We start from the raw sequence: 6288 nt of genomic DNA, 5'->3' as shown, positions 1-6288 counted from the left end.
GGGCTCCGGAGCCGCGCTCGTCGGCTACGGCACCGCCGGCGGACACGTCCAGACCCGCCGCCGCCGACCGGGCGCCACCGCCCCGGCCGCCGCCGCGCTCCCCGTCATCGCGAAGCCGCCGATCCGCAAGCTCGCGAAGGACCTCGACGTCGACCTCCTCGAGGTGCAGGCCACCGGCCTCGCCGGCGAGGTCACCCGCGACGACGTCATCCGCCACGCCTCCCAGGCCAGCGTCTTCCGCAACATCCAGACCCCCGCCTGGGGCGACGACCGCGAGGAGCGCATCCCCGTGCGCGGCGTCCGCAAGGCGATCGCCGCCGCGATGTCGACGAGCGCGTTCACCGCGCCCCACGTCAGCGTCTTCGTCGACGTCGACGCGACCCGCACCATGGAGTTCGTCAAGCGCCTCAAGAACTCGCCCGACTTCGCCGGCGTCAAGGTCTCGCCGCTGCTCATCATGGCCAAGGCCATCATCTGGGCCGTCCGCCGCAACCCCACCGTCAACTCCGCCTGGACCGACACCGAGATCGTCGTCCGCCACTACGTCAACCTCGGCATCGCCGCGGCCACCCCGCGCGGACTGCTCGTCCCCAACGTCAAGGACGCCCAGTCGATGAGCCTCCTCGAACTGGCCCAGGCCCTCGAGAAGCTCACCCTCGACGCCCGCGACGGCAAGACCACCGCCGCCGACATGCAGAACGGCACCATCACCATCACCAACATCGGCGTGTTCGGGATGGACACGGGCACCCCGATCCTGAACCCCGGCGAAGTCGCGATCATCGCCCTCGGCACGATCAAGCAGAAGCCCTGGGTCGTCGACGGCGAGGTCCGCCCCCGCTTCGTCACCACGGTCGGCGGCTCCTTCGACCACCGCGTCGTCGACGGCGACGTCGTCAGCCGCTTCGTCGCCGACGTCGCCAGCGTGCTGGAGGAACCGGCGCTGCTCTTGGATTGAGCGGATTCCTCCTTCGTCGTCATCCGCTCCGCGGTCGGCTGTACGAGGTGGGGGCGTGTCGTGGAGCGGGGAGCGTACCGCTACGGCGAATCGCTGGAACGCGATTCGGCGGTCAGCTCGGCCCTGCGGGCGAGCGTGCGCTGACGTGGCTCGGCCCTGAGGGCGAGCGTGCACGGATGCGGCTCGGCCCTTCGCTGTCGAGGGAGGGCGGGTGGTCTCCGCTGAGGGTGCGGTGGGCGCCTGCGACGGCGCGGGGCACGGGCCGCGGCTGCGCCGGCGGGAGCGGGGAGAGCGGGGGAACGGCAGCGGTCAGCGGGGGGCGACCGCGAAGGAGTGCAGGGCGAGGGCGTCGCTCAGGCGGGCGGCGACGCGGGCGCCGCGGACGCTGGTGCCCTGGGGGTCCAGCGGCGGGCTGACGACGGCGGCGCCGAGGCGGCCGGGAGCGGAGAGGACGAGGGCGCCCGAGACGCTCGACTTGGCGGGGACGCCGACCGCGCGCATCCAGCGGCCCGAGCCGTCGTAGACGCCGCACGTCGCCATGACCGCGATCACGTCGCGCGCGACCGACGCCGGCACGACCCGCTCGCCGGTCCGCGGGTGCACGCCGCCGAACGCGAGCGTCGCGCCCATCGCGGCCAGGTCGCGGACGTCGACCAGCACGGCGCACGCCCGGGCGTACGCGGAGACGGCGTCGTCGGCGCTGCGGTGCAGGGTGCCCTCCGCGCGCATCAGGTGCGCGAGGGCGTGGTTCCGGTCGCCGAGCAGGTGCTCGTCGGCGGCGACGCTCTCGTCGACGGAGAGCGGGCGGCCGGCGAAGGCGGAGAGGCCGCGGAGGATCCGCTCGCTCCGGCCGTCGGCGTCGCCCCCGTCGACCAGGGCGGCGGTCAGCACCGCTCCCGCGTTGACCATCGGGTTCGGCGGGCGCCCGGTGCCGCTCTCGAGCTTGAGGGCGTCGAAGGCCTCGCCGGTGGGCTCGATGCCGACGCGGTCGAGCGCGTCGCCGCCGGTGTCGAGGAGCGCGAGCGCGAACAGGAACGGCTTGACGGCCGACTGGATGCTGAACCGCGCCTCCGCGTCGGCGCTCGCGCGGACGGACCCGTCGGGCAGGACGAGCGCGATCGCGCAGAGTCCCGGGTCGGCGTCCGCGAGCGCGGGGATGCTGTCGTCGACCTCGCCCCCGTCGTCCGGCAGCACCTCCCGGCGCAGCGCCTCGAGGTCGCAGGCCAGGGGATCGGGGAGGGGGCTCATCCGTCCACTCTGTCAGGGCGGGGAGCCCGTCGCGTCCCGGGCCTCAGACGAGCCCGAACTCCGCGTCCAGCGCGTCCAGCTCCGCGGCGAACGACGCGCGCAGACTCTCCTTCTCGTCGGCGGGCAGCCAGGAGGCCTCCGCTCCGGTGAGCGCCATCGCGCGCAGCTGAGCGGCCGTCGCGCCGATCGGGCCGGCGGCGAGACGGTACTCGTCGGCGAGCGTGGTCGGGAACATCCCGGGATCGTCGGAGCACGGCACGACCCGCAGTCCCGCGTCGAGCATCGCCCGGATGGACGCGCGCCGCCAGGGCCGCCAGGAGCGGCGCGAGGTCGTCGAGGCGACGGTGAACACGACGCCCTGCTCGCGGACGCGCTCGACGACGGCGGGGTCCTCGAGGACGAAGTAGCCGTGGTTGATCCGGTCGCAGCCCAGCAGATCGAGGCAGGTCGTCGCGTTGGCCGCGGTCGGGGCGTGCTCGGAGGAGTGGGCGGTCCGGCCCAGGCCGGCCTCCGCGGCGAGGCGGTAGGCGTCGGCGAAGCGCTCGGGCGGACCCGCCGTCTCGAGGTTGTCGAGCCCGATCCCCGCCACGTACTCGTGGGGGTGGCGGACGACCTCGCGGACCAGCTCGAGCGCCTCCTCCCCGCTGCGGCCCGCGGCCTGAGCCGGGACGGTTCCCGACGGGGCCCGCGGGTCCGCGCAGCTCCGGGAAGCCGGACGCGGTCCCGCGGGTCGGACGCCGCTACGCCGTGAGCGCGACCGCCGTCCACGAGACGGGCGGGAGGGTCAGCGTCAGCACGCCGTCCTCGAGCGTCGCCGTGGCCTCGCGCAGGCGCACGCGGTTCTGGTCGTCACGCGTGTTCTTCGCGTAGGGGTCCTCGTCGAACAGGGCCAGCGCCTCCGCGATGCTCGAGACTCCGAGGCCGCTGACGTCGACGGTGACCTCGATCGGCTCCGTCTGCGACCGGTTCACCAGGAAGACGGCCGCGCGGCCCTCGTCGACGGTGGCGACGGAGTCGATGAGCGGAGCGTCGCCGTGACGGGCGGTCGAGTAGGTCCCCGCGTCGATCCGGGGGCGCAGCACCGAGCCGGAGGCCAGGCGCGCGGTGGTCGAGAACGGGAAGAACGTGGTCTGGCGCCACGCGGCTCCGCCCGGCTCGGTCATGATCGGCGCGATCACGTTGACGAGCTGCGCGAGGGAGGCGGAGGTGACCCGGTCGGAGTTCTTCAGCAGCGTGATCATCAGGTTGCCGAGGACGACGGCGTCGGCGACGGAGTAGACGTCCTCGAGCAGGCGCGGGGCGTAGGCCCACTCGCGGGTGCTCTGGTCGCCCTCGGCGTCGGCCTTCTCCTTGGCCTGCCACTCCTCGAGGTACCAGACGTTCCACTCGTCGAAGGAGAGCTTGATGTCCTTCGTCTTCTTGAGCTTGAACTTCACGTGGTCCACGGTCGCCGCGACGGTGGCGATGAAGTACTCCATGTCGAGGGAGGAGGCGAGGAAGGAGCCGAGGTCTCCGTCGTACTCCTGGTAGTAGGCGTGGCACGAGACGTACTCGACGTCGTCGTACGCGTGCTCGAGGACCACGCGCTCCCACTCGCCGAAGGTCGGCATCGACGAGCTCGACGAGCCGCAGACGACCAGCTCGAGCGAGGGGTCGGCGATCTTGAGGGCCTTGGCGGTGCGGGAGGCGAGCTTGCCGTAGTCGTCGGCGCTCATGTGGCCGACCTGCCAGGGGCCGTCCATCTCGTTCCCGAGGCACCACATGCGGATGTCGTAGGGCTCGGTCCCGCCGTTGGCGATGCGCTGGTCGGCGAGAGCGGTGCCGGCCGGTCCGTTGGCGTACTCGAGGACGTCGAGCGCCTCGAGGACGCCGCGGGTGCCGAGGTTGACGGCGTACATGATCTCGCTGCCGGTCAGCTCCGCCCACTTCGCGAAGTCGTCCAGCCCGACCTCGTTGGTCTCGAGCGAGTGCCAGGCCAGGTCGCGGCGGCGGGGGCGCTCGGAGCGCGGGCCGACGCCGTCCTCCCAGCGGTAGCCCGAGACGAAGTTGCCGCCGGGGTAGCGGATCGTCGTGGTGCCCAGCTCCTTGACCAGCTCGACCACGTCGAGGCGGAAGCCGTCCTCGTTCGAGGCGGGGTGGCCGGGCTCGTAGATGCCGTCGTACACGCAGCGGCCGAGGTGCTCGACGAACGAGCCGAAGAGGCGCGGAGTGACGGGGGCGACGACCGCGGCGGGGTCGAGGCTGATGCGCGCGGTGGCGGCGGGGGCGTCGGTCATGAGGGCCTTTCGGGCTTCGGGCTCCCGCAGCGGGCTCGGCGGCGAGCGGTCTTTCTAACGTTGTACACGATGGTCCGCCCCGCCTCCGCTGCTGTCAAGAGCGGCACGGGCCCCACCCGCCTCGCTGCGCCGCTGCCGAGGTCGGCAGACCTCCTCGCGCGTCGGCCCTCCCCGCCGCCGCTCAGCGCACCTGTGCTCGACTGGGCGGGTGCCCTCCTCCGATGCCGTCACCGACGCCTGCTCCGAGCTCGCCGACCGCGCCGACGCCCTCGCGGCGTCGCATCCCCGCCCGCGCGCGTTCCTCGCGGCCGTCGCGAAGGACGTCGCCGGCATCCGCAGCGCCCCGCTCGGCGCTCTCGACCTGGCGCACGGCGGCCGCAACCGGGTCCGGGGGAAGGGCTTCCGCCGCCCCTACGACGACGGCACCCGCGGCCAGGCCCGCCACTTCGCCGGCGTCGCGGGCGCCACGCTGTACCTCGGCGGCCCGCTCGCGCACCTGTTCCTCCGCACCGTCGGCGGCGACGTCCGCGGCTCGGCCGACGACCGGCTGACGACGCGGGCCGTGGAGTGGAGCCGGCTCCTCCGCCGCGGCGAGCTGGCCGTCGCGGACGCGGGCGCGTGGATCCGCCGCGAGATCTGCGGCAGCGGGACCTGCGCCTAGGCCCCGGCCGACGCCCGTCCGACGGCCGGGTCCTCCGCGATCGGCCGGCCCGCGGTCGACTCCCGGGCGACCACGGTGAACGCCGCCTCGTGGAGCGTCCCGGGGCCGGTGCGGGTGCCCTCGATCCGGGCCTGCAGCACCTCGACCGCGGTGCGCGCGATCTCGTCGCGCCCCGAGTCCACGGTGGAGAGGCTGGGGGAGGAGTAGCCCGCCTCGTCGATGTCGTCGAAGCCGATCACCGCCACCTCCTCGGGCACGCGGACCCCCGCCTCCTGGAGCGCGCGGACCGCGCCGAGCGCGAGGGTGTCGTTGAGCGCGAACACGGCGTCGAAGTCGAGCCCGGAGGCGAGCACGCGGCGCATCGCCTCGGCGCCGCCGGAGCGCCGCCACGGGCCCGAGACGCCGATCATCCGCTCGTCGTAGGCGATGCCGGCCTCGGCGAGCGCGGCGCGGTAGCCCTCGAGGCGGAGCGACGCCGAGCTGACAGCGGCGTCGGGGTGCGTCCCGAGCGCCACGATCCGGCGCCTTCCGGAGGCGAGCAGGTGCGCGGTGGCAGCGTGCGCCGCCGCCGTGTTCTGCATGGTGACGTGGTCGACCAGCCCGGTGAAGATCCGCTCGCCGAGCAGCACCAGGGGGAAGCCGACCGCGAGCGCGTCCTCGTCGGCGAGGCCCAGCGGGCTGAAGAGCAGCCCGTCGGTGAGCTGCCGGCGCTCGCTCGCCAGCACGCTCCGCTCGCGCTCGGGGTCGCCGCCGGTCTGCTCTATCAGCACCGTCAGCCCGCGCTCGTCGGCGGCGCGCATCACGCTGTCGGCGAGCTCGGCGAAGTAGGGGAGGCTCAGCTCCGGCAGGGCGAGGCCGATCACGCCGGTGCGGCCGCGGCGCAGGCTCCGCGCGGAGAGGTTGGGCCGGTAGCCCAGCTGCGCGATGGCCGCCTGCACCCGGGAGCGGGTGGCCGGGCGCACGTGCGGATAGTCGTTGATCACGTTCGAGACGGTCTTGATCGAGACGTCGGCGGCGCGGGCGACGTCGTGCAGCGTGACGGCCACGGTCCTCCCTCCGCTCGGCCCTCACGCTACCCCGGGGCTCCGCTCCGGCCTGTCGCGGATCGACGCCGGGGCGGCGTGCGGGCGGGGCGCGTCGCCGGA

At 74.2% G+C, this 6288-nt stretch carries 6 protein-coding genes; 2 read left to right on the top strand and 4 right to left on the bottom strand.

Going from position 1 to position 6288, the window contains the following annotated elements:
- Positions 1 to 958: dihydrolipoamide acetyltransferase family protein (locus C5C46_RS14635; RefSeq protein WP_104227231.1), on the top strand; the 958-nt coding region annotated here is incomplete at its 5' end.
- A gap of 309 nt (positions 959 to 1267) precedes the next feature.
- Here C5C46_RS14635 and glsA read toward each other — a convergent pair.
- The 3 genes from glsA to C5C46_RS14620 all read right to left on the bottom strand — a co-directional run bounded on the left by glsA (position 1268) and on the right by C5C46_RS14620 (position 4482).
- Positions 1268 to 2206, bottom strand: coding sequence for a glutaminase A (glsA, locus tag C5C46_RS14630; protein ID WP_104227230.1), 939 nt, complete (start codon positions 2204 to 2206; stop codon positions 1268 to 1270).
- A gap of 43 nt (positions 2207 to 2249) precedes the next feature.
- Positions 2250 to 2831 carry a hypothetical protein gene (locus tag C5C46_RS14625; RefSeq protein ID WP_104227229.1) on the bottom strand — a complete coding sequence of 194 codons (582 nt, stop codon included), beginning with the start codon at positions 2829 to 2831 and terminating at the stop codon, positions 2250 to 2252.
- Between the two features lie 115 nt (positions 2832 to 2946).
- A complete protein-coding gene (locus tag C5C46_RS14620; protein WP_104227228.1) occupies positions 2947 to 4482 on the bottom strand; it encodes an alpha-N-arabinofuranosidase in 1536 nt (511 codons plus the stop codon).
- Between the two features lie 208 nt (positions 4483 to 4690).
- Here C5C46_RS14620 and C5C46_RS14615 point away from each other — a divergent pair, with 208 nt between their 5' ends.
- Positions 4691 to 5143, top strand: coding sequence for a hypothetical protein (locus C5C46_RS14615; RefSeq protein ID WP_104224546.1), 453 nt, complete (start codon positions 4691 to 4693; stop codon positions 5141 to 5143).
- On the opposite strand, the gene C5C46_RS14610 is transcribed toward C5C46_RS14615, so the two are convergent.
- The gene (locus C5C46_RS14610) at positions 5140 to 6189 is read right to left on the bottom strand and encodes a LacI family DNA-binding transcriptional regulator (protein WP_104227227.1); all 1050 of its coding nucleotides are present in this window, start codon (positions 6187 to 6189) and stop codon (positions 5140 to 5142) included. The two genes, C5C46_RS14615 and C5C46_RS14610, sit on opposite strands and share 4 nt — an antisense overlap.
- Positions 6190 to 6288 lie beyond the last annotated feature (99 nt).

The organism is Rathayibacter sp. AY1E6 (assembly GCF_002931115.1).
In the GTDB taxonomy this organism is placed as follows: domain Bacteria; phylum Actinomycetota; class Actinomycetes; order Actinomycetales; family Microbacteriaceae; genus Rathayibacter.
Note: the sequence above shows the minus strand (reverse complement) of the source record. Positions and strands in the feature narration are given on the sequence as shown.